Origin of the sequence: Thalassotalea euphylliae (assembly GCF_042682785.1) — a bacterium.
Taxonomy (GTDB): Bacteria; Pseudomonadota; Gammaproteobacteria; order Enterobacterales; family Alteromonadaceae; genus Thalassotalea_F; species Thalassotalea_F euphylliae.
In genome coordinates this window covers 237,178-263,997 of record NZ_JBHUIB010000003.1, presented here as the reverse complement: position 1 = coordinate 263,997, position 26,820 = coordinate 237,178, and the positions used below count along the sequence as shown (strand labels likewise).

Below are 26,820 nucleotides of genomic sequence, written 5' to 3'. Positions count from 1 at the left end.
TACCTCAATTTAATTAGCGTATTGTTTGTCTTGGTGTTGTTATATTCATGAACTACGCCAACCTGCCACAACGCATTTAAACAACTGTTTTTTATATATTTTATTAATTTTAGTAAAAACACTTCTATCGAGTGCGTTAATAAAATACACTATTTGTTAGCGAAATAAACTAATAATTAGGATCAGCATGGCGAGATTTAAACAACAAGACAATTTGATAGGACAATCAAATAGTTTTCTGGAAGTTTTAGAACAAATCTCTCAGATAGCGCCACTGAGTAAACCTGTGTTAATTATTGGTGAGCGAGGCACCGGTAAAGAGCTGGTTGCCGCTCGTTTACACTATCTTTCTAAACGATGGGAGCAAAATTATTTAAAGCTGAATTGTGCTGCTTTAAATGAAAACTTATTAGAGAGCGAACTATTTGGTTACGAAAGTGGTGCCTTTACTGGCGCCAACAAACGCCACGAGGGACGCTTTGAGCGCGCAGACAAAGGGACCTTATTTCTTGATGAAATAGCGAATACTTCCGGGCTGATTCAAGAAAAATTACTCCGTGTTGTTGAATACGGAGAGTTTGAGCGTGTAGGTGGCTCCCGCACAATAAAAACAGATGCTCGCCTGGTTGCTGCGACCAATGAAGATTTGCCTACATTGGCTGACAAAGGCGAATTTAGAGCAGACTTATTGGATCGTTTAGCCTTTGATGTAATTACTTTGCCACCATTGAGAGAGCGAGTTGAAGATATCCTCATTCTTGCTGAACACTTCGCCATCAATATGGCTCGTGAACTCGAATTCGAATTATTCAGCGGTTTTACGGAGAAAGCCAAGCGCGCGATGCTCGAGTATCATTGGCCTGGTAATATTCGTGAATTAAAGAACGTGGTAGAACGTAGCGTATATCGCTGTAACAACCCACACTTACCTGTTCATGAACTTGTTGTTGATCCGTTTGAGTCTCCTTACCGCCCCACCCAGCGAGTTAAAACACAAGACCGTGTTATCGAGCGAACACCTGAGCAAGCAGACACGCATACAACCAGTGCACCTGTGGCAGATACACCGTTGAAAATGGCACCAATTCAAGAAGCTGCTCCAGAATTCCCCGTGTCGTTGAAGAATTTATCGCAAGATTATGAAATAAAGTTATTGAAATCAGCGTTAGCATCATGTCAATTTAATCAAAAGAAAACAGCTGAAGCACTAGAACTGACGTACCATCAATTAAGAGGCTATTTGAAAAAGTACAACCTATTAGATGGAAATGGATTAGATGAAGCTTAGTCAACGCATTTCATTTGGTAGCATACTCACAGCTTGCGTGTTACTGACTGGCTGTGAAGTTGAAAATCAAGAAATTGCGCAAAACAGCATAGTGTACTGTGCTGAAGGCTCACCTGTCTCTTTTAACCCACAAACCGTGACTTCAGGCACAACTATTGATGCCGTGGCGAACCAAATCTACGACAGACTTATTACCTTTAACGCAGGTGACAACAGCATCGCTCCGGCACTAGCCAAATCATGGCATGTTACTCGCGATGGTAAAATGATCACATTTTACTTAAGAAAAGACGTAGCATTCCATACAACAGACTACTTTTGGCCTTCTCGTAACCTCAATGCCGATGACGTAGTATTTAGCTTCAGACGAATCCTAGACAAAGAAAACCCCTATCATCAGGTATCAGGTGGTCGTTACCCATTTTTTCAAAACGTACAGTTTTCCAACAGTATTGAAGAAGTAGAAAAAATTAATGAGTACACCGTTCGGTTTAAACTTCGACAAGCAAACAGCTCTTTTCTCGCAAACCTGGCAACGGACTACGCGGTTATTTTATCGAAAGAATATGCAGATAATTTACTCGCTGAAGATAAAGCATCAGATATAGACCTCTTACCTATAGGCACAGGGCCCTTCAAATTGAAAGAATATCAAGCGGGCTCGCTACTACGCTTTTATCGACACGATCAATACTGGAATAGCCCAGCTAAAATTAAGCAGTTAGTTTTCGACATTACCTCAAGTGACACGGGCCGTTTAACCAAGCTGCTGACTAACGAATGTGATGTTATCGCCTACCCTATCGCACAACATAAAATTACCGAAAATCCAAACTTGTTGTTGGAGGAAGTGACCTCGTTCAATATCGGCTATTTGGGTTTTAACACAGAAAAGCCGCCATTTGATGACCCTCTAGTACGAAGAGCTATAGCTCATGCAATTAACAAAGAAGCTATTATTGAGGCAATATACGCAGGCCAAGCCGAAGTTGCCAAATCAATTCTCCCTAAAAATTCTTGGGCGCATGACGATACCATTACAGATATTGAATACTCTCCAATTAAAGCGAGACAGTTATTGGTTGAAGCAGGTTACGATGAAGAACTAAGCTTCGATATTTGGGCAATGCCAGTCCAGCGCGCGTACAATCCAAACGCTTTAACCATGGCAAAAATCATTCAAGCTGATTTAAGCCAAATTGGTGTCAATGTCGATATTGTTACTTATGAATGGGCGACATTTTTAAGACGAGTGAGTGAGGGAGAACATCAAAGTGTCTTACTCGGTTGGTCAGCCGATCATCCAGATCCTGACAACTTTTTTAGTCCACTGCTCAGCTGTAGCTCCGTCGCAACAGGCAGTAACCGAGCGTTGTGGTGTAATCAAGAGTTTGACAGTTTGATTGAGCTGGCATTGCAAACGACAAATGTTAGTCAGCGAACAAGTCTTTATAGGCAAGCACAGAATATTCTTCACGAAGAATTGCCGATATTGCCGCTTGCTCACTCAAAACGTTATCAAGCGCGACATAAAGATGTAAAAGGTCGACTTTTAAGCTCTTTCGGCGGCATTAGTTTTGCGGAGGTAAGTAAGCAGTAATGTTAATGTTTACCTTGAGGCGTCTAAACCTTTTTATTTTTACGATTTTACTGCTTAGTATTCTCAGCTTTAGTCTTTCCTATATGTTCCCAGGTGAACAGCTGATCAACCTAACAGGTCAGTTGAATGCAACTCCAGAACAGCTCGCGATATTAGCGCAAGACTACCAGCAAGAAAGCAACATCGTAGTACAGTTTTTTAGTTACCTATCTCATATATTTTCCGGTGATTTGGGTATTTCTATGGCGACTCAATCCTCTATTGCAGATGAAATACTGAGATTGCTACCAGCGACCATTGAGCTGAGCCTATTTGCCTTTTTAATTGCGACAATAGTGGGTATACCCATCGGCTTTGTCGCTGCTATCCGCCACAACAAAATTGTCGATCATGTCATTTTATCCGTTGCCATGGTGGGTTATTCAATCCCTGTATTTTGGCTCGGACTACTTGCCATTCTTACATTTTCTATTCAACTTGGGTGGCTACCTTCTGGCGGACAAATAAGTCTTCTGTATGAAATTGAGCACGTCACCGGCTTGATGTTAGTCGATGTACTCTTGAGTGACACACCTTACAAATGGCAAGCTTTACAGAATGCATTTGCACACATTATCTTGCCAGCTGCCGTCATAGCTATTGCGCCTGCCACCATTTTTATTCGCCTAGCACGCAGTGCGATGCTAGAGGTATTAGAGACAAGTTACATCAAAGCGACAAGAGCAAAGGGGTTAAGCTTTGCACAAATCATCTTTCGACATGCTATTCGCAACGCGTTAATAAAGGTTGTGCAACATATTGGACTTCAATTTGCGAACCTAATCACTCTTGCAATGATTACAGAAGTTATTTTTAATTGGCCCGGAATTGGACGCTGGTTAATAGAAAGTATTTATCAACGCGATTATACCGCTATTCAAAGTGGTTTATTGGTGCTTTCAACCTTTATCTTTATTGTTCATATCATTACTGACTATACATACGCAGCATTGAATCCATTAGCGCGAGGAGCAAAATATGGCTCGCGATAAAATATACTTAGAAGAAGAGTTTCCCTCACCACTCGTCCAACTTTGGCTTGTCTTTAGAGAAACTCCTAGCATTATGATAGGTTTAGGCGCCTATGCCTTTCTTATTTTTATCGCCATATTCTCCCCGGTATTTGCACCACACTCCTCTGTCGAAAGCGACGTCGCCATGGCGATGCTACCACCTGCTTGGGATGATGCTGGAAATGTGTCGTTCTTACTGGGGACTGATGATCTAGGCCGAGACATGCTTTCTCGTCTAATGCACGGTACTTCACTAACCTTTGGTTTAAGTTTTATTGTTGTTATCATTGCCATGACAATTGGCGTTCTTATTGGCTCCCTTGCTGCACTAACCAAAGGTGTACGTTCTAGTTTTCTTAATCATTTTCTCGATGTAATTCTTTCTATTCCATCTCTTTTGCTCGCCATCGTTATTGTTGCGATTTTGGGCCCAGGTCTTGAAAATACATTGTGGGCGATCGTGATGGTACTCATTCCTCAGTTTGTACACATTACCCGAAACGCAGTAAAAGAAGAGTTTGAAAAAGACTACGTTCTCGCAGCAAAGCTCGATGGTGCTTCATCGATAAGACTTCTGAATCACACTGTATTGCCAAATATCATTGAGCGTATTATTAGCCAAGCCACATTTGCGCAATCAGCTGCTATTTTGGATATAGCTGCCCTGGGCTTTCTGGGCTTAGGTGCCCCTATTCCTCTTCCAGAATGGGGCGCTATGTTGGCAAGCGGGTTTGACTTATTTTATCTCGCCCCTTGGACGGTGTATCTGCCGGGGCTAGCAATATTATTTGCAGTAGTTGCGACTAACTTAGTCGGTGAAGGTGTTCGCCATGCAATCAAGCAAAGGAAACTCAGCTAATGAATTTGCTCGATATACGAAACCTCTCTATTGAGCTCATTGGCAAGCACGAAAATACGCTTGCTGTCGATAGAGTAAGTCTATCGATGAAAGAAGGCGAAGTACGTGGCCTAGTTGGAGAGTCTGGTTCCGGAAAGTCATTACTTGCTCAAGCAATTGTGGGGGTTTTAGATGATGAGCGCTGGAAAGTAAGTGCAGATCGTTTTCATTGGCAGGGCAAAGAGCTTTTACATCTGCCAATAGAGGAAAGAAAAGCAATCATCACGAAAGACGTGGCGATGATTTTTCAGGAGCCCATGTCATGTCTTGATCCGACAACTCCTATTGGTGAACAACTTGAAGAAGCTATCGGTACCGAGGGTTTAAGTGGCTACTTTTGGCAACGCAGAAAACAAAGAAAGGAAGAAGCAATAAAGTTGCTTCATAAGGTTGGTATTAAGCAACACACCATATGTAATAAAAGTTACCCTCACCAATTAACCGAGGCAGTATGTCAACGGGTAATGATAGCGATGGCCCTTGCTCGTCAACCTAAGCTGCTCATTGCTGACGAACCAACGGCATCAATGGAAAGTACCAACCAAGGGCAAATTTTTAGATTACTCGCTAGCTTAAATCAGCTAAAAAACATGTCTATTTTGCTAATTAGCCATGATTTGGAAAATATTACTCACTGGACAAACACCATAACCGTGATGTATTCAGGGCAATTTGTAGAGGCGGGTACTACCGATCAAATCTTTAACAAACCGCTCCACCCATACACACAAGCTCTTCTGGATAGTAGCTTGAATGCAAATAGCAACTTGCCCGCAAAATCGCGCTTGATGGCGTTACCAGGAAGTATTCCAATCCTGCAGCACTTGCCTATTGGCTGTCGTTTAGGACCCAGGTGCCCTCGCGCGCAGCAAGCCTGTGTAAAAGCGCCAAAAGTGAAAAGCTATCATGGCCACCAAGTCAGTTGCCACTTTTCGTTAAAGGATACTTACTAATGTCTGTTTTACTGGAAGTCCAAGAGTTAAGTAAGACCTATCGCGTCAAGGAGGATTGGTTCAAAAAAAAGGATATCCCTGCCCTTTCAGCTTTATCATTTGAACTAGAAGCGCAACGAACACTCGCCATTGTCGGTGAAATGGGCAGTGGTAAGTCAACTTTAGCCAAACTGCTTGTTGGCGCAGAGCATCCCACAACAGGCAAAATAAAATTAAACGGTCAACATCTCGAGCCTGGCAATTTTAAGCAACGTTGCCAACATATTCGTATGATTTTTCAAGATTCTGCAACAACGCTTAATCCTAGTTTAACCATAGGTCAGTTGCTGGATGAGCCATTGAAAATTAATACAAACTTGGATGAAGCAGAACGAGAACAGCTCATTAAAGTTACATTACTCAAAGTAGGCCTTTTAGCCGAACATATGAACTTTTATCCGCATATGTTCTCTGGTGGTCAGAAGCAACGTATAGCGCTGGCAAGAGCGATCATTCTTTCGCCTCAAGTAGTTATACTAGATGAAGCTTTAGCCGCTCTGGACCCCTCTCTGCGTTCTCAAATGATAAATTTGCTACTCGACCTACAACAACAAATGGGCTTGGCGTTTATTTTGATTTCGCACAACTTAGGTATCGTTCGTCACTTTAGCGATGAAGTAATGGTGTTATCTGACGGGAAAGTCGTCGAATATGGCAGTACCAGTAGTGTCTTAAAAAATCCAAAACATAAGTACACTAAAAAATTGATCATGAATCAGAAACTGCAAATGACCCAAAAACTGAATTAATTAATGCACTTTCAATAGAGAGATTGGCAAGCAAACCTTATTTTGCTGATAGTTTGACGAAAAAACACAACGTTCATACATAAAAAAAGCGCCTTGTAGGCGCTTTTTTTATGTCAAAGCAAGTAACTTAGAAGACGTTACTTTCTTGTACCGTTTGGCGTTGCTTGATTTCAGCACTCGCTCTTAATGTATCAACATAGCCTTGATACGCAGATTGAGCCAGTTGACTTGCTTTTTGCTCTGCTAAGTTTGGATTTACAGCAGCTTCACCCGCAGTTACCGCTTTCACCGTAATAATCGCTAAATCACCATTGGCAAGCTCTGCACTGTCCACTGTTGGAGCTCCTTCAGGATGTGGCATAACAAATGCCTTGCGAACCACTGCTTGATCAAGTGTAGAACCGAAACGCGCCGTATTAGCATGGTCAGTGAACTCTGCGCCCAATTCCGCAAGTTGAGAGTCAACAGATTCACCGCTTTGCAGCTTAGCAACCATTTCATTTGCTAGCGTTTGAGCTTCCGAAGAGGCTTTCTCATTTACAAGCTGTGTTTTAATTTGCGCCTCTACTTCTGTTAGCGGTTTTACAGCCGCAGGCTTGTGCTCTGCAACACGTACAACCATTACCAAAGTATCTGACACTTCAATAATATCTGAATTCAAGTTCTCAGTAAGCACAATGTCAGAGAATGCAGCATCAATCACAGCTGGTACGTTAAATGGAGCTGGGTTGCCACCACGTGTTAACCAACTAGACGTTTGTACTTCACCATCTACAGCGCCCGCCGCGTCATCCAATGAATCCGGAAACTCGAAACTAACGCGCGCAAGTTCTTGTTGAAGTTCAAAGAATTGCTCTTGAGCTCTGTCATTTTTAATACGCGCGAGAATTTCTTCTTTAACTTCCACGAACGGCGTTGTTTGTGTTGGCTTTAATTCTGTCAATTTAATAATGTGGAAACCAAAATCAGACTTCACGAGTTTTGAGACATCACCAGCCGAAGCTAACGCAAATGCAGCATCATCAAACGCTTCGCCCATAACACCACGTTCTACCCACTCTAAGTCGCCACCATTTTCTCCACTAAACGCATCTGCAGAATGTGCCTTTGCTAGCTCGGCAAAGTCCTCACCAGCATTAACTTTAGCTAATAATTCACTCGCTTGTGCCTCTGCAGCTGCTTCGTCGTCACCAAACTCTATTAAGATGTGAGATACACGGCGCTGTTCTTGTTGCTGGAAATCACTAATATTTTCGTTGTAGTAGCTTTCAGCTTCTTCATCTGTTGCTTCAATGCCTTGAGACAATTTATCAACATCAAGCGCAACATATTCAACTTTAACTTGTTCTGGGTTCTCAAAGCGTGCTTGGTTGCCCATGTAATACGTATTAATTTCTTCGTCGGTTACTTCAACGGTCGCTTTAAATTGCTCAGCGCTAACGGTAGCAACACTAATATCACGCGTTTGGTTTTGTAACGCTGAAAGTTGCTCTGTTTGGTATGGAAGGCTGAATTCAGTAGTAACAAGCGCCTGGCTTAACTGGCGACGAGACATTTCAGTGCGCAAGTAATCACGAAAATCTGAAGACTGGAAGAAACCCGCCTGATTAATTACTGCTAAGTAACGGTTGTTATCAAAATTACCATCTACTTGGAATTCCGGCATTGTGCGTATAGTTTCTTTAATTTGCTCATCTGACACGCGAATAGCTAAATCACGCGCGCTTTGATCAATTAAGATTTCATTGACTAAATTATCTAACACACCTTTGCGGAAATTCGCCATGTAAGCTGGGTCTGACGCTAAGGTATCAAACATCTCACCAAACTGCTGAACCATACGGTTACGCTGAGCCTGGTATGCTTGGTCGAATGCCTGCTGGCTAATTTTTTGGCCATTAACTTCAGCGACAGAGGTATCTACAGAATTTGTGTAACTGCCAATACCTGCAACGGCGAAAGTCAAAATAATGAAGCCAAGAATGATCTTAGCCACAAGTCCTTGAGAGTTCTCTCTAATATTCTCTAACATCTTTTTCTCTTCAACACTTCAGTGTATTTTTTGCTTGCGCGATTCTATCAGAAGCGACGCTATGCTTGAAGTAACATCAACGGAATTTGCGACAAATATGTCTTAGGAATAGACAAAAACAGAACCGTAGAAACAAAAAGACCACCATAAGGTGGTCTTTGAAATTCTACGAATGGAACTGTGATTAGTTACATGCGTCTTTTAAAGCTTTACCAGCTTTGAAAGAAGGAATTTTAGCCGCAGCGATTTCGATAGTTGCGCCAGTTTGTGGGTTACGGCCAGTACGAGCAGCACGGTCACGAACTGAGAAAGTACCAAAACCTACAAGAGCAACTTGCTCACCAGATTTTAATTCTTCAGTAACCGCTTCGATAAATGAATCTAATGCACGGCCTGCAGCAGCTTTAGAGATGTCTGCACCAGCAGCAATTTTCTCGATTAGTTGAGACTTATTCACAGTGTCTTCCCCTTCAATTGTTATTATTCAGCGCTATCTTTTGTTTTTAGCGTCCTGCAGAGACTTTTATAACAAGCTTCTTTTTGAACATCAAGCACTGAGTTAAAGAAAAAATGTTTAGATAATTTTCTTATTATCTTCCACTAAGACCCCGTCAATATTGAGGTCTAGCGCTATCAGCGTCTTTAACTTACCACGTTTTCAGCGTTTGAAAAGCGATATTTGCAATTTTTTCCTATTTTTTTGCACTTTTTTCGCTTTCCAGCCTATGAAAACAGCTACAACGCTCTATTTTTCACCAACTTGCCACTTTTCGACTGGGTGTTCCAACGCTAATTCAAGCACCTCATCAATCCACTTCACAGGGTGAATTGATAGGTCCTGTTTCACATTATCTGGGATTTCTTTCAAGTCACGTTCGTTATCTTTTGGAATAACAACAGTCTTAATGCCACCGCGATGCGCAGCTAGTAGCTTCTCTTTTAATCCACCTATCGCCAACACTTCACCGCGTAGCGTGATTTCGCCCGTCATAGCAACATCGGCTTTAACTGGATTACCTGTTAAGCTCGACACTAAAGCGGTACACATACCTATACCGGCACTCGGGCCATCTTTTGGTGTTGCACCTTCAGGCACGTGCACATGAATGTCACGCTTCTCGTAGAAGTCTTCGTTGATACGTAACTTTTCTGCACGACTTCTTACAACAGTCATTGCCGCTTGAATAGATTCTTGCATCACATCGCCTAACGAGCCGGTATAAGTTAACTTACCTTTACCAACATTTGACGCCGTTTCTATTGTCAGCAAATCACCGCCGACTTGTGTCCATGCCAAACCAGTAACTAAACCTATTCGATTTTGATCGTCAGCCTTACCATAGTCAAAACGTTGTACACCTAAAAACTCACTTAGGTTCTCATCAGAAATAACGACCTGATTGGTGCCTTTATTCAATAGAATTTCTTTCACGACTTTTCGACACAGCTTTGACACTTCTCGTTCTAAGCTACGAACACCAGCTTCCCTCGTGTAATAGCGGATAATGCCGACAATGGCGCTATCTTGGATATCAATCTCTTTCGCTTTTAAGCCATTTCGTTCAATTTGCTTTGGTACTAAATGACGCTTCGCAATATTGAGCTTTTCATCTTCGGTATAACCGGATAAGCGAATAACTTCCATTCGGTCCAATAGTGGGCCAGGAATGTCCATACTGTTCGACGTTGCAACGAACATTACATCAGATAAGTCGTAATCCACTTCAAGGTAATGGTCGTTGAAACTTGTATTTTGCTCAGGGTCTAATACTTCAAGCAACGCTGACGCTGGATCACCGCGCATGTCAGAAGCCATCTTGTCGATTTCATCAAGCAAGAACAACGGGTTTTTTACACCAACTTTTGCGATTTTCTGGATGAGTTTACCTGGCAAGCTACCAATATACGTACGACGATGCCCGCGAATCTCAGCTTCGTCACGTACACCACCTAATGCCATACGCACATATTTACGACCCGTTGCTTTAGCTATCGATTGACCAAGTGACGTTTTACCAACCCCAGGAGGACCAACTAAACAAAGAATAGGACCTTTAAGTTTGCTGACACGTTGTTGAACCGCTAAGTACTCTAAGATGCGCTCTTTGACCTTGTCTAACCCGTAATGATCTTTCTCAAGTACCTCTTCTGCAAGCGCTAGATTCTTTTTAAGCTTGCTGCGTTTTTTCCAAGGAACATTACACATCCAGTCAATGTAGCTGCGCACAACAGTAGCTTCTGCAGACATACTCGACATCATTTTCAGCTTTTGGAATTCAGCCATCGTTTTATCTTTGGCTTCTTTCGGCATTTGTGCTTCTTCGATGCGCTTGAGGGTTTGCTCCGCTTCATCTGGCACATCATCCATTTCACCCAGCTCTTTTTGAATAGCTTTCATTTGCTCATTCAAATAGTATTCGCGCTGGCTTTTTTCCATTTGTTTTTTAACGCGCGTACGAATTTTTTTCTCGACTTGCAGTAAGTCAATTTCACCTTCCATCAATGCCATTAAGTACTCAAGACGTTCAGCAATATTGTTAGTCTCTAATACTTTTTGCTTATCATTAAGTTTAAGCGGCATATGCGCAGCCATGGTATCAGCGAGCTGTTCTGGGTCCTCGATACCTGATAGAGAGGTAAGTACCTCTGGTGGAATTTTTTTGTTTAATTTTACATAACCTTCAAACTGTGAGATGGCAGAACGAACAAGTACATCGCTACTGTCATTATCAACCTGCTCCGAAGCGATATATTCGATATCTGCGGTAAAGTACTCTTCTGTATTGACGAATTGTTTGATAGAAGCACGTTTAACACCTTCAACCAATACCTTCACTGTGCCATCAGGCAGTTTTAACATTTGCAGAATTGATGCTACCGTCCCTGTTTTATACACGTCGTTTTCTGTTGGGTCGTCTACAGCGGCATCTTTTTGCGCAACCAAAAATACTTGCTTATCGCTTTCCATCGCAATGTCTAAGCTGCGGATAGACTTCTCTCGACCAACAAACAAAGGGATTACCATTTGTGGGTACACCACAACATCGCGCAACGCTAATACTGGAACTTCTACTACACCAGTTAATTCATCGGTCATAGATTACTCTCTTGAAAAATAAGAAGAACAGTGGCGAAAATAATGAGAACTCGCCCTACTTTTCACAGGTTAAATGCTTTTGTTAAAAAGTATATGGGGATATTCAAATAACTTTCAACGGAGGAAATAAAAAAAGAGCCTTTCGGCTCTTTTTTTATTTAGCTATCAGAAGCTGCTTGGTCTTGCTGAGACTCATAAATAATTATCGGTTTTGATTCACCTGTAATGACAGTTTCATCGACAACAACCTTTGCAGCATTTTCCATCGAAGGGAGCTCGTACATAGTATCAAGCAACACCCCCTCAACAATTGAGCGAAGACCACGTGCACCTGTTTTTCGAACCATAGCTTTATTTGCGATGGCTTTAAGGGCATCTTCACGGAATTCTAGCTCAACCTCTTCCATATCAAACAATGCCATGAACTGTTTCGTTAAAGCATTCTTTGGTTCTTGGAGAATTTGTATTAATGCATCTTCATCAAGCTCACTTAATGTCGCCACCACTGGCAGTCGACCAATGAACTCAGGAATTAAACCATATTTAACCAGATCTTCAGGCTCGACTTCTTGGAAACGCTCGGTTAACGACTTATCTTCGTCTTTACTTCGCACTTCAGCACCAAAGCCAATGCCCGTACCTGTCTCACAACGTTGTTCAATGACTTTATCAAGGCCAGCAAAAGCCCCACCACAAATAAACAAAATCTTAGACGTATCTACTTGTAAAAATTCCTGTTGCGGATGCTTACGACCACCTTGCGGCGGTACTGAAGCAATCGTACCTTCGATTAACTTCAACAGTGCTTGTTGCACACCTTCACCAGAAACATCGCGAGTAATTGACGGGTTATCTGACTTACGAGAAATTTTGTCAATTTCGTCGATATAAACAATACCACGTTGTGCTTTTTCTACGTCATAGTCACACTTTTGTAGAAGCTTCTGAATTATATTTTCTACATCTTCACCAACGTAACCAGCTTCAGTTAACGTTGTTGCATCGGCCATAGTAAATGGCACATCCAATAGGCGTGCTAGCGTCTCTGCTAGTAATGTTTTACCACTACCTGTAGGACCAATAAGCAAGATGTTACTTTTGCTCAACTCTACACCATTGTGAGAGTCACCATTACGCAAACGCTTGTAATGATTATAAACAGCAACAGCCAACACTTTTTTCGCGTGCTCTTGACCAATAACGTAGTCATCTAGACTCGCTCGAATATCGACAGGTGAAGGCAGTGCTTCTTTATCCTGTTTCGGCGCAATCTCTTTAATTTCTTCGCGGATAATATCGTTACAAAGCTCAACACACTCATCACAAATAAAAACTGATGGGCCTGCTATTAACTTGCGTACTTCGTGTTGGCTTTTGCCACAAAACGAGCAATACAGTAACTTGCCGCTATCACCGTCACCTTTTTTAATATCGGTCATACGGTACCTCTAATCTTGAATTCTTTTATACGGTATACAAATAAGTATTTCACAAATTAAGCGGATAACAATCTTATTTGTCCGCTCTTTGATTTAATATGGCGTCAACTAATCCATATTCAACCGCTTGTTCTGCACTTAGGAAGTTATCGCGGTCTGTATCTTGCGCTACTTGGTCGTACGGTTGGCCTGTATGATCAGCCATTAAACGGTTTAGTTTTTCTTTTATGTACAATATTTCTTTTGCGTGAATTTCGAAATCAGACGCTTGGCCTTGGAAACCACCCAATGGTTGATGAATCATCACACGTGAATTTGGCAAACAGTAGCGCTTACCTTTTTCACCACCAGATAACAAAAATGCGCCCATACTCGCGGCTTGACCAATACATACAGTACTAATGTTAGGCTTGATAAACTGCATCGTGTCATAAATTGCTAGACCTGCTGTTACAGAGCCGCCCGGAGAGTTGATGTATAAGAAGATATCTTTTTCTGGGCTCTCTGATTCAAGAAATAACATTTGAGCAACAATAAGGTTTGCCATGTGATCTTCTACTTGACCACACAGGAAAATAACGCGCTCTTTTAACAGACGAGAATAGATATCGTAAGAACGCTCACCCTTAGCAGTTTGTTCTACTACCATAGGGACTAAAGCGTTTTCGATGATGTTGCCTGAATCGGAAGAGTTTAGATGAGAATTAAACAACAGATTTTCCTTAGTATAAAAAAAATGGCTCATATGATTCCATACAAGCCATTTAAGCTATTGCTTAGCGTATTGTCAACGAAAAAGCTTATTTTGCTTCAGGGTTCATGATGTCCTTGAAGCTAGCTTTTTTGTCTTTTACTTTCGCTTTGTCTAAAACGAACTCAACTGCTTGCTCTTCAAGCGCAACATTTTGCATCTGTTGGTTCATTTCTTTGTTTGTTTTGTAGTATTCGATTACTTCAGCTGGGTCTTCGTATGCTGAAGCTGCAGATTCGATTAGCTCATTGACTTTAGCTTCATCTACTTTCAGCTCGTTTAGCTTGATTACTTCACCAAGTAATAAACCTACTTTAACGCGACGTTTAGCTTGTTCTTCGAACATTTCAGCTGGAAGCTGAGGCATGTTTTTAGGGTCCATTTGACCACCAAAGCGTTGAAGTGCTTGTTGGCGTAATACGTCAACTTCTTGTGCAACTAGTGCAGCTGGCAATTCTACTTCATGGCTTTCTAGTAAACCTTCGATAACTTGCTCTTTCGTTTTAGCCTTGATTGCTTGTGTCAATTCACGGCCCATGTTTTTAGCTACTTCTTCACGAAGTGCGTCAACACCACCTTCTTCAACACCAAATAGTTTAGCAAACTCTTCGTCTACTTCTGGAAGCACTGGGCCTTCAGTTTTGTTCACTTTGATATCAAACTCAGCGTCTTTACCTTTTAGGTTTTCAGCGTGGTAGTCTTCTGGGAACGTTACGTTAATCGTTTTTTCTTCGCCTACTTTCATGCCAGTGATTTCTTTTTCGAAACCTGGGATCATGCGGCCAGCACCTAGTTCAAGTTCAAAGTTCTCAGCTTTACCGCCTTCAAACTCTTCACCGTCAACGCGACCAAGGAAGTCGATAGTTAGCTTGTCGCCTTTCTTCGTCTTACGCTTGTTTTCTTTCCACGTTTTGTGCTGGTTTTGAAGTGTTACGAACATTTCATCAATATCTTTGTCTGTCACTTCTGCAACTGGACGCTCAACAGCGATTTTCTCTAAATCCTTTACTTCAACTTCTGGGTATACTTCAAAAGTTGCTTCGAATTCGAATGGCTGGCCATCTTCATTGCTTTTTGCTACGAAGTTAGGGCGGCCTGCAGGGTTAATCTTCTCAGCAACAATTGCTTCAACAAAGTTGCGTTGCATTAGCTCACCAGTAATTTCTTCACGTACTGCTTTACCGTAACGCTTTTGAATAACTGATGGTGGAACTTTACCTGGACGGAAACCATTGATGCGTTGTGTCTTAGCTAACTGACGAAGACGATTTTTAACTTCAACATCTACTTTTTCAGCAGGAACAGAAATAGTTAAACGACGTTCCAAACCTTGTGTAGTCTCAACAGAAACTTGCATTTATATACCTCAAACTAGCGTCTTTTTACGCTCTTTATTTTCCATCTATCTATCCAAGCGAAATCAAAAATTGATTTTGCGTTAAGCCCAGAAAAATCAAGTTCTGCGCTTGGAAAAACCTGAATAAAAGATGTTCAGATTAAAAATAATGACGCGCAATTATAGCCATGGATTTTACAAGAGTCGAGTTAATCGCCGAAATATTTTGATTTTATATAAAAAACAATAAGTTAATTGAGGTTTTGTGCGGTTTCAACAGACAGGTTATTAATCTATTGATCTTACTAAAAAATCGTAAAACACGACATAAAATGTAAGGTATGAAGAATAGAGTGGTCGGTGATGTAGGATTTGAACCTACGACCCCTTGGACCCAAACCAAGTGCGCTACCAAGCTGCGCTAATCACCGACGAAGATGGGGTGGCTAATGGGACTTGAACCCACGACAACCGGAATCACAATCCGGGGCTCTACCAACTGAGCTATAGCCACCACTGAATGGCACGCCCTGCAGGATTTGAACCTGCGACCCACGGCTTAGAAGGCCGTTGCTCTATCCAGCTGAGCTAAGGGCGCACATTACCTACAAGTGCGTCTTTCTCATGAAAAGAGAAAGTGGTCGGTGATGTAGGATTTGAACCTACGACCCCTTGGACCCAAACCAAGTGCGCTACCAAGCTGCGCTAATCACCGACATTTGTCGTTAAAAGCAGTGTCGCTTTCAACGGGTGCGGATATTACCGAGTTGCCCTTTGCTCGTCAAACACTTTTTTAAATATTTTAGCGCGTTCGGTTACTTTTGCGCCACCTTGATTAAAAAACCGTTCGATTGCCTATAAAATGCAAAATAACTATATGTTTTAGCCGGTTAAAGAGATCACCTTTTTTCGCACTTTATTAAGGTATGCGCTACAACCGTCTGCCCTTTTGTGCGAAAATAATCGTGTTATTTATCTTCTAACTTCGACAATTCATAAAACTATGACGGCACAATTAATTGATGGTAAAGCGATTGCGCAAAACCTAAGAACTTCTGTAAAAGAAAAAGTGGCAGCTCGACTCAGTGCAGGTAAACGTGCGCCAGGATTAGCAGTGATACTTGTTGGCAGTGATCCAGCTTCGCAAGTATATGTAGGCAGTAAACGCAAAGCATGTGAAGAAGTGGGCTTTGTTTCCCGCTCATACGATTTGCCGGCCAGTACAACAGAGCAAGAATTGTTGGGCTTAATTGAAGAGTTGAATAACGATGACTCTGTTGATGGCATCTTAGTTCAATTGCCATTACCTGAGGGTTTGGACCCTAACTTGGTGATTGAACATATAAACCCGCAAAAAGATGTAGATGGTTTCCACCCATCAAATGTTGGTAAGTTAGCCTTACGTCAACCAGGCCTTCGCCCGTGCACCCCAAAAGGGATTGTAACCTTAATTGAGTCAACAGGTGTTAAACCTCATGGTCTAGAAGCATTAGTTGTTGGCGCTTCCAATATTGTCGGTCGTCCAATGACGTTAGAATTATTATTAGCTGGCTGCACTGTTACCACCACACATCGCTTTACACGTGATTTAGAAACAAAAGTACGAAACGCAGACTTAATCGTTGTCGCTGTGGGTAAACCAGCCTTTATTCCTGGTGACTGGATTAAAGAAGGCGCAATAGTGATAGACGTCGGTATTAACCGTTTAGACTCGGGTCAATTAGTGGGTGACGTTGAATTTGATGTGGCAAAAGACAAAGCTGCATTCATTACACCTGTTCCGGGTGGTGTTGGTCCTATGACCGTTGCAAGCTTAATCGAGAATACCCTGATTGCATGCGAGCAGTTCGGTAAAGAATAAAATTACAGATGCGCAAAATAAAAAGGCTCCCAACGGAGCCTTTTTTGTACGTAATACCTTTTGCGAGGTAAAGGTTTAACTAACCTTTACGCCACGTTGTCTTACCAGCACTGTCTTCAAGGACGATATTCATTGCTTTCAACTTATCACGCGCATCATCAGCTAAAGCCCAATTTTTATCAGCGCGAGCTTGGTTTCGCTGGGCAATCAATGCTTCAATAACAGCTACTTCATCATCATCACCGCCACCTTGAAGAAAGGCAGCAGGGTCTAGTTGAAGTAAACCTAATAGACCACCTAATGATTTGAGCGTGCCAGCTAACTCTTGAACATTGTCTGCATTGTTTTGTTTAGCAACATTCAATTGTTTTGCTAGTTCAAACAACACTGCAATGGCTTCCGGCGTATTGAAATCATCATCCATTGCCTTCACAAATTGCTGGACGTATTCATTTTGTTTATTAAGAGCAAACTCTGCACCTACTTCTACATCTCGTAAAGCAGTGTAGATACGTTCAACCGAGGCTCGTGCTTGATCTAAGTTTTCCGTCGAGTAATTTAACTGACTACGATATTGACCAGACGTTAAGAAAAAGCGCGTTGTTTCCGCATCATACTTTTCTAGCACTTCACGAATAGTAAAGAAATTACCTAATGATTTAGACATTTTCTCTTGGTCAACTTGAACCATACCTGTGTGAATCCAGTAATTTACATAAGGCGTGTCAGATGCACAGCAGCTTTGCGCAACTTCATTCTCATGATGCGGAAACGATAAATCCGAACCACCACCATGAATATCAAAATGCTGGCCAAGTTCTTTTTTGTTCATTGCAGAACATTCTATATGCCAACCTGGACGACCATTACCCCATGGAGACTCCCAGTAAGGCTCTCCAGGTTTAGCTGATTTCCATAAGGCAAAATCTAACGGGCTCTTTTTCGTTTCGTCTATTTCAACGCGAGATCCAGCTTGCAGTTGTTCTAAATTTTGACCACTCAGCTTGCCATAATTTTCGTAACTGGCCACATCAAACCACACATCGCCATTGCCCGTTACATAGGCGTGCTGCTTCTCAACCAAGGTTTCAATCATCTCAATGATTTCGGTCATATGTGTGGTTACGCGCGGCTCGATATCTGGACGCAAAAGATTTAATGCATCGAAGTCACGATACATTTCATCGATATTGCGCTCAACCAACGCCATTGGCTCTTCACCGTTTTCATTTGCACGATTAATGATTTTGTCTTCAACATCAGTAATATTGCGCACATAAGTAACGTCGTAACCTGAAAACCTCAGGTAGCGCACAATATTATCAAAACCAATATAGGTTCTTGCATGGCCGATGTGACATAGGTCATAAACAGTTACACCACAAACATACAAACCTACTTTACCGTCTTCGATAGGGGTAAAAGTTTCTTTAGCGCGTGTTAGCGTGTTGTATATCTGCAACATTGTCGTTTATTTTCCTTCTGTTAAGTTTTCTAATTCGCCAAATATCTTTCTGAAAATGGCCTGGCGCGCATTGTAACGCAACCAAATAGTGGATTCATCTGAATAGTGCCATTGAGGCGAGAAAAATGCGATTATTTGCGTTACAATTTGCCGACTTTATTTCTGTAGGAAGAAAAATATGATCACTTTCAAAACAAATCTAGGTGATATCAAAATTAAATTAGATTTTGACAACGCGCCTATTACCGCGAAAAACTTCCAACAATACGTGGAAGAAGGCTTTTACAACGGTACTATTTTCCACCGTGTGATCAAAGGATTTATGGCACAAGGCGGCGGCTTTGCTTCTGGTATGGATGAAAAAGTAACGCGTGAGCCTATTAAAAACGAAGCAAATAACGGCTTAGCAAACAAACGTGGTACATTAGCAATGGCCCGCACGCAAGACCCTCATTCTGCATCTGCACAGTTTTTCATTAACTTAACCGATAACGACTTCTTAGATTTTAAAAACGAATCTGTACAGGGTTGGGGTTACTGTGTATTTGGTGAAGTTGTTGAAGGTATGGACGTCGTTGACAAAATGACTTTAGTAGAAACTGGTCGTTTTGGTTTCCACGATGATGTGCCTAAAGACGAAATCATTGTTGAGTCGGCTGAAGTAGACGCGGCATAAGATGACGTTATCTGAATCTGCAAGCGTCAGTTACTTTATTGCAGATTTGCACCTTGCTGAAAACAGGCCGGATATTACGGCCTGTTTTTTATCGTTTCTCAAACACCAAGCCCCTGAAGCAGATAAGCTATTTATTTTAGGTGACTTGTTTGAATACTGGGTAGGTGATGATGACGATAACCCTTTTGTGCTCAAAATTGCAGAGGCGTTAAAGGCGCTGAGCAATAACACTGAAATTTTCTTTATACAAGGTAATCGAGATTTCCTGTTGGGCAAGCGATATGCCCTAAAATGCGGTATGACGTTGCTTGATGATGTCGAAAAAATCACGTTGTACGATAAAGAACTCGTGATTTTGCATGGAGATACGTTGTGTACAAGGGATGAAGGTTACCAAGCGTTTCGAAAAAAATCTCGCAGTTGGTGGTGGCAAGCTATCGTGAAGAATTTACCGCTCGCGCTTCGTAAACGTATTGCCGAGAATTATCGCAAACAAAGTGCTGACGCGACGGCAATGAAGTCACAAGACATTATGGATGTTACGCAGGAAGAAGTTGAAACAACGTTAGTCAACAACCAGTGTCAGTTGATGATTCATGGGCATACACATCGTCCGAACGTTCACACCTTCAAAGCTAACAATAAAGAATATACTCGCGTTGTACTAGGCGACTGGTACGAGCAAGGCGCTTGGCTTAAGTTTACTCCACAAGGTTTTGAGTTACTGAGTGAACCATTTCAGCGTTAGCGCAAAATTGCAATGATATAAAAAAAGCCGCTTCGATAGCGGCTTTTTTATTAGCACAATATGTATGGGTTATACTGCCTTTTTCTTTTCGCTAACTACCCAGTCTTCAACACGCTTTTTCAATAGAGGCAATGGCATGGCACCACCACCAAGCACAGTGTCGTGGAAGCCTCGAATATCGAACTTATCACCCAATGCTGCTTTTGCCTTTGCACGCATATCCAAAATTTCTAACATACCTATTTTATAAGCGGTTGCTTGGCCTGGCCATACAATGTATCGACGCACTTCAGAACGAATGGCATCTTCTGCGACTGGCGCTTTTGATTTGAAGTATTCAAATGCTTGTTCCTCCGTCCATCCCTTGGCATGAATACCTGTATCAACAACTAATCGTACAGCACGCCAAATTTCATTCACTAAGCGGCCAAAGTCAGAGTAGTCATCCTGATAACCCCCCATTTCCTTTGCCAACAGCTCTGAATACAAGCCCCACCCTTCACTGTAGGCAGTAAAGTTAGCTTGAGTACGAAACTTAGGCACAGACGTTAGCTCTTGTGCAATAGAGATTTGCATGTGATGGCCTGGATTTCCCTCATGGTAGGCAATACCTTCCATCTCATTCTTTGGCATTGAACTCATATCAGAAAGGTGCGCGTAGTAAACACCTGGCCTTGAACCATCAGGCGTACCTGGGAAGTAATGTTGCGCCGCGCCGTCCTGCTCACGGAAAGGTTCTACTCGCTTAACAACTAGGGGAGCTTTGGGCAAAATGCCAAAGTAATCAGGTAGCTTTTTATTGATGAAATCTAAAAAGACTTCTGTATCCGTGATATATCCCTGACGTCCCTCGTCTGTATTTGGATAGAAGAACTGATCATCAGTTTTGATAAAAGTAAAGAAGTCTTGCAAACTGCCTTCAAATCCAACTTTCTCTTTTATAGCGACCATCTCTTTGGTGATACGATCAACTTCACTCAAGCCAATTTCATGGATTTCTTCAGCGGTTAATCCAGTTGTTGTCGAGTGCTTCAAGCGCATGTTGTAAAAGTCGACACCATTTTTATGTTTCGCAACACCCGTCGCTATTTCATCGGTGTTAACAATATCTTGTTCAAACCAATCAATTAACGCTTGGTAAGACGGAAGGTATGACGTCTCGAGTGCTCTCTTAGTTTCTGCCAATAAAGCATCTGCTTTTTCTTGATTAACCTTGCCATCTTCAACTAGCTTAACCACTTTCGCTTTTGCATCAGCCCAAAGCGGCGCATCCGTCTCTGATTCAGTAAATGGCTGGCCAGTAACAACATTTTTAGCTTGTTCAATCACACCTTCATACGCAAACTTAGGAGGCCTAACACCGTAATCTGCATTCTCCTTTGCTTGCACTAACAAGTTATTAAGTGCAACTGAAAGCCCATCGATGCGTTTGTTATATGCTTCCATATCTGACAAGTCATCGACCTTGTGAAAATTAATCATAAACTGCGTCAAGAAAGCCTGCATTCCACTCATTTGAGTAAATACATAGCCATTATAAGGAAAAGCATCGCTCTCCTTGGCTTCTTCATACTGGTAAATTGCAAGGTCGTATGACGTTTTAGCCTCCTGATCTAATTTGTCGTAATCAAAGCTACGTTTCATTTCTTCGACTGCTGCACCTTGCCACGCTAGTTGCTGCTTCTGTTCTTCACGCGACATTAGGTTGAATTCGTCGTATTTGTCCTTGCGCCCCAAAAACGTCATCATCAATGGGCTCATTTGCAGGTTTTCTTCGTACTTTTCATCGAACCATTTATTAAGCTTTTCTGCTTCAGTCATGGTTGATTGCTCAATGACTTGTTGAGACGCCTCTGTTTGAGAAGCTTGTGAGGTATTTTGTTTAGCGGATTCGCTTGGTTGGCAAGCACTTAGTGCCGCTATGGCACAAAGTGCAGAGAATAAAGTACGCATTTGACGTCCTGTGTTCTTGTTCTAATTGCTCCTGATAATAGCTAAGTTAGTCCAACACTGGAAGGTCAAAATTTGTAACCTGTTAATTCATATAATTTTTAAGCAGGTAGTCCTGAGTGGAACTTAAAATCATCATCAGGAGAGGCAATAAGCTCAGCTTCTACTTCTCCAAAAAATTTAATCCGATCTGAAATATCTCCGCCCGCAACTTGCTCCGCTAATGTTAAGTAATCTTGATAATGGCGAGCCTCAGAACGAAGCAGAGACACGTAGAATTTACATAATTCATCATCCAAGTGCGGTGCAAGTTTTGCAAAACGTTCACATGAACGAGCTTCTATGTAAGCACCACAAATGAGTTTATCAATCAAAATAGCCGGTTCATGCGTTCGCACGTTTGTCATCATGCCCTTTGCATATCGCCCTGCCGTTATATTATCGTAGGGAATATTACGCGCTTCCATAATTTCCAACACTTGATAAAAATGGTGCAGTTCCTCTTTAATTAGCAAGACCATTTTATCAATGAGATCCTGCCCTATCGGCGAAGAGCTTTTGGGCACGATCGCTTTTGAGAACTTAAGCTTTTCTGCCAAGGAATCTAAGGTTCCCTCTTTGCGATATACAAATTTTTCGTAGGGCTGTAACCAGTTAAGTAGTTCTTCACCACTTTTTTTATCCACCGCATATTTACGGATGAGCCACATCGCTGTTTGCGCCGCTTTCAATTCACAAATAAGGTGATCGGTAAGCAAAACTTGTAGGCTCTCTGGTTGCTTTGCCACTTCAACCCATTCATCTGGGGTATCCGTTTGCAAGAACGACTTAATCGGTGCCAACAGTTGCTCGTAGTTCATAGTATTACTCGGTTACTTCAATATGAGAAAACGGCGGTATTTTAAAAGGACTAAAGATTGGATTCTAGCAATTTTATTTTTAAACTAACGGAAACTTTACCTAGCGCAAACATTTCGTGAATTCAGACGTCAATAAATTACTTAACTCTCACAACCAGTTAACGCATACCAACGACATAAAGGTTGAATCACATGTGCAACGTGAGCAAGAAGACTGGTACGTTAATACAATTATGCTTGAGGGGATATCAACACCATTCAAATATAAACGTAAAAGGCTGTACAGATCACTCAAAGGCAACCGAGTAAATATTACCTATTACCCAACAACTGAAAATGTTGCAGGAATTGACATTGAAGTCATGAATATTGTTCGCATCAAAATAGCGTAACGATTATTTTTTAATCACTTTCTTGATTTGACGCATCTTTTTTGCTTGTTTTTCGATCAGTTCTTGACGAATGCTTAGCCATATTACATAAATAAATAGTCGGGATTAAAAAAATACATAATCGACGATAAAGAAGTGCGGAACACAAAAATAACAATACCGTACATATAATCGGGGACTGCGAGAGGACAAAGTTATGATACTAAATCATATTTGGGGGCTATACGCTCACCCACGAGAAGAGTGGCAAACCATCGAAAAGCGCCATGAGAGCTTAATGTACAGCTTGGTGCACATCTTAACTATTGCATTAATACCATCAATTTGCGGCTATTATGCGGCAGCCCATATCGGCTGGTCCATTGGCGCAGGAGATCCAATACGCTTAACAGAGCAAAGCGCAATGTTTATGTCGGTAGGTATGTATGGTGCGATGATATGCGGTGTATTTGCCTTGGCCTATTTAATCCACTGGATGGCAAAAACATTTGATTCATCGCCAAACTTTACTCAGTCGTTAGAGCTGGCTGCTTATACTTCGACACCACTATTAATGGTTGGCATAACTGCCCTGTTTCCAGTGCTTTGGTTTGTTGTTTGTGCTGGACTTGCTGCGATAGCGTATTCGGTATATTTACTCTATTCAGGCGTTCCTATCATGATGAACATCCCTGAAGAAAAAGGCTTCATCTATTCAAGTTCAGTGGTAACCTGTGGCTTGGTGCTACTCGTCAGTATTATGGCAGCCACTGCTATTTTATGGAGCATGGGTTTTGGACCAGAGTACGTAGCCTAATTAGCTGACTAGATAGCTCTAGACTGGTTCATTAATAAAAAAGCACCCTTTAGGGTGCTTTTTTGTGTCCTTAACGTGTCTTTAATTACGCACCTTCGTTATGAAGGTCGATAATTGAATCTGCGTTTTTGTCACTTTGTTCTTTCGTTTCATTATTACGAGCGGCATCTAGCTTTTCTAGGTAGCTCTGATCGATATCATTTGTAATATATTTTCCGTCGAACACCGACGTTTCAAAACGCTTAATTTCACTATTATAAGTGCGAACTGCATCTGTTAAGTCGTCAATCGATTGGAAAATTAGTTGGTCTGCACCAATAAGTTCACAGATATCTTCAACGTCGCGGCCATGTGCAATCAATTCATTCGCACTCGGCATATCAATACCGTATACATTTGGGAAACGAATCTCCGGTGCTGCAGAAGCAAAGTAAACCTTTTTGGCACCTGCTGCACGAGCCATTTCAATGATCTGCTCAGATGTAGTTCCACGAACTACGGAATCATCAACAAGCAAAACGTTTTTGCCAACGAATTCAGCATTGATAGCATTTAGCTTGCGGCGAACTGACTTCTTACGCTCTTCTTGACCAGGCATGATAAAGGTACGGCCAATGTAGCGATTTTTCACAAAACCTTGGCGATAAGGTAAATCTAATTCATTAGCAATTTGCAGAGCGATATCGCAAGATGTTTCTGGAATTGGAATAACCACATCTATATCGAGGTCCTCCCACTCACGCGCAATCTTCTCACCCAACTTTTTGCCCATTTCAACGCGAGTACCGTAAACAGACATTTTGTCGATCGTTGAATCAGGGCGAGCAAAGTATACAAACTCAAAAATACACGGACTGTAATTTGGATTTTCAGCACACTGTTGGCTATATAGTTTACCATCTTCAGTGAAGTAAATTGCTTCACCAGGCGCTACATCACGAACAAACTCGAAGTCACATGCATCTAGTGCAACTGACTCTGACGCAACCATATACTCAGTACCAGTTTCGGTTTCACGCTTGCCAAATACTAATGGACGAATACCGTTCGGGTCACGAAACGCTACCATACCGTGGCCAATGATCAATGCTACTGTAGCGTACGCGCCTCGAATACGGCTGTGTACATTGCTAACAGCAGTAAATACATCGTCAGGTGTTAGATTAAGGTGTTCTGTTTGTGCCAGTTCATGACCCAAAATATTTAACAACAATTCAGAGTCAGATGTTGTATTTACATGGCGACGTGCGGTATTGAATAACCACTCTTTTAGTTCGTCAAAGTTCGTTAGGTTGCCATTGTGTGCTAGCGCAATGCCAAATGGCGAATTAGCGTAGAAAGGCTGAGCTTCAGAGCTACTAGACGTACCCGCTGTTGGGTAACGAATGTGTCCAATACCAATATTGCCTTGTAAACGGTGCATATGGCGAGTGTGAAACACATCCTTCACCAAGCCGTTTGCTTTACGCAACCTGAACATATTGTCGTTGATGGTAACAATACCAGCAGCGTCTTGACCTCGGTGCTGTAACACCGTTAAACCATCGTATAAAGCTTGGGCGACAGGTGAATTACCTACAATGCCAACAATACCACACATGAACCAATTCTCCGCAGAATGTGTTTACGTTAAAAAGCTTGAACTTTGTTTGAGATATTCAAAGAACCACTCAATCACTAACTTGAACTCTGGAATAAGTGTAGATGCTTGCCACCACGTTGTAGAAGACGCTGAAGAAAAAGCATCCATAAAGAACAACAGAGCGCTAACAATAAGTACACCTCGTAAGCCGCCAAACGCTAACCCTAATACGCGATCCGTTCCAGACAGCCCTGTTTTTTGCACTAATTGACCAATCAGGTAATTAACTAAGGCACCTAGAATTAATGTTGCAATAAAGAGAATGGCAATGGCTGCCGCATTTCGAAGGAAATGATCAGAGATATTAGTAAGGAGGGCTGCTAAGTTTGGATAAAAGGTACTGGCGATAAAAAACGCGCCGATCCAGATAACGAGGGATACTGCTTCTTTCACAAATCCGCGTATCAGACTAACCAAGGTTGATATGCCAATAACAACCAGAATGGCATAATCGATCCAAACCATAAATGAGCAATCTCAAGAAATTAGTGGCGCGCATTCTAACAGATGCGCGACCGCTCTACTAACGTTTTTATTATTTTGTTACTTTGAATTTAGCCAAGCGCCCTTGCACTTTGGTCAGTTTCTTCAATTCCGGAATATTCTTTTGCAGTTCTGCTTTATTCAGGCTTGGGCCAACGATGACCTTAGTCAACGTCCCTTTCTGCGTTTTAATTGGCTGAGTGAATGCCGTATAACCGCCTGCTTTAAGCTTGCGCATTAGATCATCAACGTTTTTTTGATGTTTAAAACTACCTAAATGAATAACCCATGCATTCTGCTCTTTAGCCACGGGCGGCAGTGGCTTAGGAGGCTTGCTTGTCGTCTCAACAACTTTACTTGCTGTCTCAGCAATTACGGGCTCCTTTTTCACTGCTACAACCTGAGTTGTTTGGTTGTCGGAAGTATTGGGTTCACCCGCCGAGTCATCTGTTGCTTGTTCAATCGCTAACAAGTCATCTTGTGCTTCTTCATCACTTAACTGCTCAGTTGGAATGGCGTTAAGCTTTTCTTCAGGAAATGCTTTGTGTTCTTGTGCGCCTTGAAATGCTGGCGCTTCTGGAATGGCTTCAAAGTCTGCTTGATACGTTTCTTTTTCACCATCAAGAATATCGGGTAAGAAGATGATCACCGCCGCAGCAACAATGACGGTACCTACTAATCTATTTTGAAACGGCGTAGACAAGCTAACTTCC

The 26,820-nt window shown here is 41.9% G+C and carries 23 protein-coding genes and 4 tRNA genes; 11 read left to right on the top strand and 16 right to left on the bottom strand.

Features of this window, described 5'->3' with window-relative positions; genetic code table 11:
- The first annotated feature begins 187 nt into the window (after nt 1–187).
- From pspF to ACFSJY_RS08355, 6 genes are read left to right on the top strand one after another with little or no spacing between them, the layout of a single operon-like run.
- Nucleotides 188–1,288, top strand: coding sequence for a phage shock protein operon transcriptional activator (gene pspF / locus ACFSJY_RS08380; RefSeq protein ID WP_386033195.1), 1,101 nt, complete (start codon nt 188–190; stop codon nt 1,286–1,288).
- Entirely contained in the window at nt 1,278–2,888 is a 1,611-nt protein-coding gene (gene sapA / locus ACFSJY_RS08375) for an ABC transporter substrate-binding protein SapA (protein WP_386033193.1), read from the top strand. The genes pspF and sapA overlap by 11 nt, the downstream gene beginning before the upstream one ends.
- Nucleotides 2,888–3,919 (top strand): ABC transporter permease subunit, encoded by a 1,032-nt coding sequence (locus tag ACFSJY_RS08370; RefSeq protein ID WP_386033191.1) that lies wholly within the window; start codon nt 2,888–2,890, stop codon nt 3,917–3,919. The genes sapA and ACFSJY_RS08370 overlap by 1 nt, the downstream gene beginning before the upstream one ends.
- Nucleotides 3,906–4,799 carry an ABC transporter permease subunit gene (locus ACFSJY_RS08365; RefSeq protein ID WP_386033189.1) on the top strand — a complete coding sequence of 298 codons (894 nt, stop codon included), beginning with the start codon at nt 3,906–3,908 and terminating at the stop codon, nt 4,797–4,799. Before ACFSJY_RS08370 ends, ACFSJY_RS08365 begins: the two co-directional genes overlap by 14 nt.
- Nucleotides 4,799–5,791 carry a peptide ABC transporter ATP-binding protein gene (locus ACFSJY_RS08360; RefSeq protein ID WP_386033187.1) on the top strand — a complete coding sequence of 331 codons (993 nt, stop codon included), beginning with the start codon at nt 4,799–4,801 and terminating at the stop codon, nt 5,789–5,791. Before ACFSJY_RS08365 ends, ACFSJY_RS08360 begins: the two co-directional genes overlap by 1 nt.
- Nucleotides 5,791–6,579 (top strand): peptide ABC transporter ATP-binding protein, encoded by a 789-nt coding sequence (locus ACFSJY_RS08355; protein WP_386033185.1) that lies wholly within the window; start codon nt 5,791–5,793, stop codon nt 6,577–6,579. Before ACFSJY_RS08360 ends, ACFSJY_RS08355 begins: the two co-directional genes overlap by 1 nt.
- 127 nt (nt 6,580–6,706) lie before the next feature.
- On the opposite strand, the gene ACFSJY_RS08350 is transcribed toward ACFSJY_RS08355, so the two are convergent.
- From ACFSJY_RS08350 to ACFSJY_RS08305, 10 genes are all read right to left on the bottom strand, one after another.
- Nucleotides 6,707–8,611 carry a SurA N-terminal domain-containing protein gene (locus tag ACFSJY_RS08350; protein WP_386033183.1) on the bottom strand — a complete coding sequence of 635 codons (1,905 nt, stop codon included), beginning with the start codon at nt 8,609–8,611 and terminating at the stop codon, nt 6,707–6,709.
- A 184-nt stretch (nt 8,612–8,795) separates the two neighbouring features.
- Complete coding sequence (gene hupB / locus ACFSJY_RS08345; RefSeq protein WP_074499445.1) at nt 8,796–9,068, bottom strand: nucleoid-associated protein HU-beta; 273 nt, start codon at nt 9,066–9,068, stop codon at nt 8,796–8,798.
- A 288-nt stretch (nt 9,069–9,356) separates the two neighbouring features.
- On the bottom strand, nt 9,357–11,708 hold the full coding sequence (lon, locus tag ACFSJY_RS08340; RefSeq protein ID WP_386033181.1) for an endopeptidase La: 2,352 nt from the start codon (nt 11,706–11,708) through the stop codon (nt 9,357–9,359).
- A 158-nt stretch (nt 11,709–11,866) separates the two neighbouring features.
- Entirely contained in the window at nt 11,867–13,147 is a 1,281-nt protein-coding gene (gene clpX, locus ACFSJY_RS08335; RefSeq protein ID WP_386033179.1) for an ATP-dependent protease ATP-binding subunit ClpX, read from the bottom strand.
- 73 nt (nt 13,148–13,220) lie between these two features.
- Nucleotides 13,221–13,859, bottom strand: a complete 639-nt coding sequence (clpP, locus tag ACFSJY_RS08330) for an ATP-dependent Clp endopeptidase proteolytic subunit ClpP (protein WP_386033176.1) — start codon at nt 13,857–13,859, stop codon at nt 13,221–13,223.
- 88 nt (nt 13,860–13,947) lie between these two features.
- On the bottom strand, nt 13,948–15,255 hold the full coding sequence (gene tig / locus ACFSJY_RS08325; RefSeq protein ID WP_386033174.1) for a trigger factor: 1,308 nt from the start codon (nt 15,253–15,255) through the stop codon (nt 13,948–13,950).
- Nucleotides 15,256–15,588: 333 nt separating this feature from the next.
- A tRNA-Pro gene (locus ACFSJY_RS08320) sits at nt 15,589–15,665 on the bottom strand.
- 7 nt (nt 15,666–15,672) lie between these two features.
- Nucleotides 15,673–15,748: transfer RNA gene (locus tag ACFSJY_RS08315), tRNA-His, on the bottom strand.
- Between the two features lie 7 nt (nt 15,749–15,755).
- A tRNA-Arg gene (locus ACFSJY_RS08310) sits at nt 15,756–15,832 on the bottom strand.
- A 40-nt stretch (nt 15,833–15,872) separates the two neighbouring features.
- A tRNA-Pro gene (locus tag ACFSJY_RS08305) sits at nt 15,873–15,949 on the bottom strand.
- 288 nt (nt 15,950–16,237) lie between these two features.
- Between ACFSJY_RS08305 and folD the strand changes: the two genes are divergently transcribed.
- A complete protein-coding gene (gene folD / locus ACFSJY_RS08300) occupies nt 16,238–17,095 on the top strand; it encodes a bifunctional methylenetetrahydrofolate dehydrogenase/methenyltetrahydrofolate cyclohydrolase FolD (RefSeq protein ID WP_386033172.1) in 858 nt (285 codons plus the stop codon).
- A gap of 79 nt (nt 17,096–17,174) precedes the next feature.
- Here folD and cysS read toward each other — a convergent pair whose 3' ends face one another.
- Nucleotides 17,175–18,560 carry a cysteine--tRNA ligase gene (gene cysS, locus ACFSJY_RS08295; RefSeq protein ID WP_386033170.1) on the bottom strand — a complete coding sequence of 462 codons (1,386 nt, stop codon included), beginning with the start codon at nt 18,558–18,560 and terminating at the stop codon, nt 17,175–17,177.
- 178 nt (nt 18,561–18,738) lie between these two features.
- On the opposite strand from cysS, the gene ACFSJY_RS08290 reads away from it, so the two are divergent.
- Nucleotides 18,739–19,236 carry a peptidylprolyl isomerase gene (locus tag ACFSJY_RS08290; RefSeq protein ID WP_386033168.1) on the top strand — a complete coding sequence of 166 codons (498 nt, stop codon included), beginning with the start codon at nt 18,739–18,741 and terminating at the stop codon, nt 19,234–19,236.
- A gap of 1 nt (nt 19,237) precedes the next feature.
- Nucleotides 19,238–19,984 carry a UDP-2,3-diacylglucosamine diphosphatase gene (locus tag ACFSJY_RS08285; RefSeq protein ID WP_386033166.1) on the top strand — a complete coding sequence of 249 codons (747 nt, stop codon included), beginning with the start codon at nt 19,238–19,240 and terminating at the stop codon, nt 19,982–19,984.
- Nucleotides 19,985–20,053: 69 nt separating this feature from the next.
- Here ACFSJY_RS08285 and ACFSJY_RS08280 read toward each other — a convergent pair whose 3' ends face one another.
- Both ACFSJY_RS08280 and miaE read right to left on the bottom strand, forming a co-directional pair.
- Nucleotides 20,054–21,937, bottom strand: a complete 1,884-nt coding sequence (locus ACFSJY_RS08280; protein WP_386033164.1) for a DUF885 domain-containing protein — start codon at nt 21,935–21,937, stop codon at nt 20,054–20,056.
- Nucleotides 21,938–22,035: 98 nt separating this feature from the next.
- Nucleotides 22,036–22,794: a tRNA isopentenyl-2-thiomethyl-A-37 hydroxylase MiaE gene (gene miaE / locus ACFSJY_RS08275; protein WP_386033162.1), complete on the bottom strand. Its 759-nt coding sequence runs from the start codon at nt 22,792–22,794 to the stop codon at nt 22,036–22,038.
- Nucleotides 22,795–22,910: 116 nt separating this feature from the next.
- Here miaE and ACFSJY_RS08270 point away from each other — a divergent pair, with 116 nt between their 5' ends.
- The gene (locus ACFSJY_RS08270) at nt 22,911–23,186 is read left to right on the top strand and encodes a hypothetical protein (RefSeq protein WP_386033160.1); all 276 of its coding nucleotides are present in this window, start codon (nt 22,911–22,913) and stop codon (nt 23,184–23,186) included.
- 196 nt (nt 23,187–23,382) lie between these two features.
- A complete protein-coding gene (locus tag ACFSJY_RS08265) occupies nt 23,383–23,982 on the top strand; it encodes a Yip1 family protein (protein ID WP_386033158.1) in 600 nt (199 codons plus the stop codon).
- An 85-nt stretch (nt 23,983–24,067) separates the two neighbouring features.
- Here ACFSJY_RS08265 and purF read toward each other — a convergent pair whose 3' ends face one another.
- From purF to ACFSJY_RS08250, 3 genes are all read right to left on the bottom strand, one after another.
- Nucleotides 24,068–25,582, bottom strand: coding sequence for an amidophosphoribosyltransferase (gene purF / locus ACFSJY_RS08260; protein WP_386033156.1), 1,515 nt, complete (start codon nt 25,580–25,582; stop codon nt 24,068–24,070).
- Between the two features lie 24 nt (nt 25,583–25,606).
- Complete coding sequence (locus tag ACFSJY_RS08255) at nt 25,607–26,089, bottom strand: CvpA family protein (protein ID WP_386033154.1); 483 nt, start codon at nt 26,087–26,089, stop codon at nt 25,607–25,609.
- 70 nt (nt 26,090–26,159) lie between these two features.
- A complete protein-coding gene (locus tag ACFSJY_RS08250; RefSeq protein WP_386033152.1) occupies nt 26,160–26,810 on the bottom strand; it encodes an SPOR domain-containing protein in 651 nt (216 codons plus the stop codon).
- Nucleotides 26,811–26,820 lie beyond the last annotated feature (10 nt).